Genomic DNA, 1,415 nt, shown 5'->3' with positions numbered 1-1,415 from the left:
CGGAGTGCCTCATGTAAAGGTGCCCGCGAAAGTTGCTCGATGCCTCACGTAGGAATGCCCGCGAAACGGGGTTAACCGGCGCGGCGGAGCTTGACGCCGCGGGTGGTGTCGGGTGGGGGTGTGGCGAGGCTGGCCTCGAGGTCCAGCGTGGCGCGCTTCGCGATCGCGGTGAGCCTGTCCTGGAGCGATTGGATACGGCGGGCGAGTTCGGCGGGGTTGAGGCTGTCGCGATGTTCGAGCAGCTCGCGTTGTTGGACTGGTGAGAGCACGCCCGCGTCGAGGAGCCGCTGGAACGGTGTCTTCGGCTCGTCGTAGACGCGTGTGCGGCGGCCCACGCTATCGGTCTTCCAACCGATGGGCTTCTTGGTCGGAGTGAAGTAGTTCATCCGGTCGTTCACCACGGGCCAGAGCCGGTTCAGGACCATGAGCGCGTCGGGGTTGTCGTATCGCCAGTAGAAGCCGTAGCGGCGGACCAGGTGGTTGTTCTTCGACTCGATCGTGGCTTGGTCGTTCTTCTTGTAGGGCCGCGACCGGGTGAAGAAGATCTTCCGGTCCGCAGCCCAGTCGATCACGTCGTAGTTGATGAACTCCGACCCGTTGTCGAAGTCCAGCCCAGTGATCTCGTACGGGATCGTCTCGGCGGCCAGAGTGAGCCCGGCGAGGATGTGGACGTGCGCGTTGTTGCGGATCGACCGGGTGAACGTCCACCCGGTGTTCATGTCGGTCAGGTTCAACGTGCGACAGAACTCGCCCTTGAGGGTCGGTCCGCAGTGAGCGACGGTATCGCCCTCGAAGAACCCCGGCACGTTCTCGACCTCGTCGCCGGCTTTGCGGACCGTGATCGAGGACCGCAGCAGCGGTGACGGTCGGGTCGCGGCGATGCCCCGCAACGGGTCCGTCTCCTTCGCTGGGGCGAGGTAACGATCGATCGTCGCCGGCGACATCGCCAACAACTCCGCCCGCACCACCGGTGAGTAGCGATCCTTTCCCGGCACGAGCTCACCGTGACGTTCCAACGCGTCCAGAAGGTCAGCCATCGCGACGGCGAGATACTTCCCGCACTGGGCCCCACTGAACGCCCACACCCGCTGCAGCACCTTCGTCGCGTCGTACGAGAACTTCCGGGGCCGCGGCTTCCGCGGCTTCGCGACCGGCCGCGGGCCCGGCCTGGCCGCGGCCGCCAGACGACGACGCGCGTTATCCCGCGACCAGCCCGTGACCGCGACAACCTCGTCGAGCAGCCGCCCCCGCGCCTTCTTCGAGGCCCGCGCGTACTCGCGAGCGTACTTCTTCGTGATCTCGACACGCGCACCCATCGACAACTCACTTCCCATGCCCCGAGCGTCACCATTACGCGGGCAATCTCATTTGAGGCACCGAAGGCGTTTCGCGGGCACCTTACGTGAGTCTCGTCG

1 protein-coding gene is annotated in these 1,415 nt (G+C 65.7%); it reads right to left on the bottom strand.

Annotated elements, in window-relative coordinates; translation table 11 throughout:
• Positions 1-71: 71 nt before the first annotated feature.
• Positions 72-1,334 carry an integrase catalytic domain-containing protein gene (locus tag WDU99_RS17210; RefSeq protein WP_337333695.1) on the bottom strand — a complete coding sequence of 421 codons (1,263 nt, stop codon included), beginning with the start codon at positions 1,332-1,334 and terminating at the stop codon, positions 72-74.
• Between the last annotated feature and the right edge of the window lie 81 nt (positions 1,335-1,415).

This window comes from Microbacterium bandirmense, from assembly GCF_037204185.1.
GTDB lineage: Bacteria > Actinomycetota > Actinomycetes > Actinomycetales > Microbacteriaceae > Microbacterium > Microbacterium bandirmense.
This window is presented reverse-complemented; position numbering and strand designations above follow the sequence as displayed.

What these genes read in the sequence shown, in the direction of transcription:
- WDU99_RS17210 (WP_337333695.1), bottom strand. Translation starts at nt 1,334, where the DNA reads ATGGGAAGTGAGTTGTCGATGGGTGCGCGTGTCGAGATCACGAAGAAG.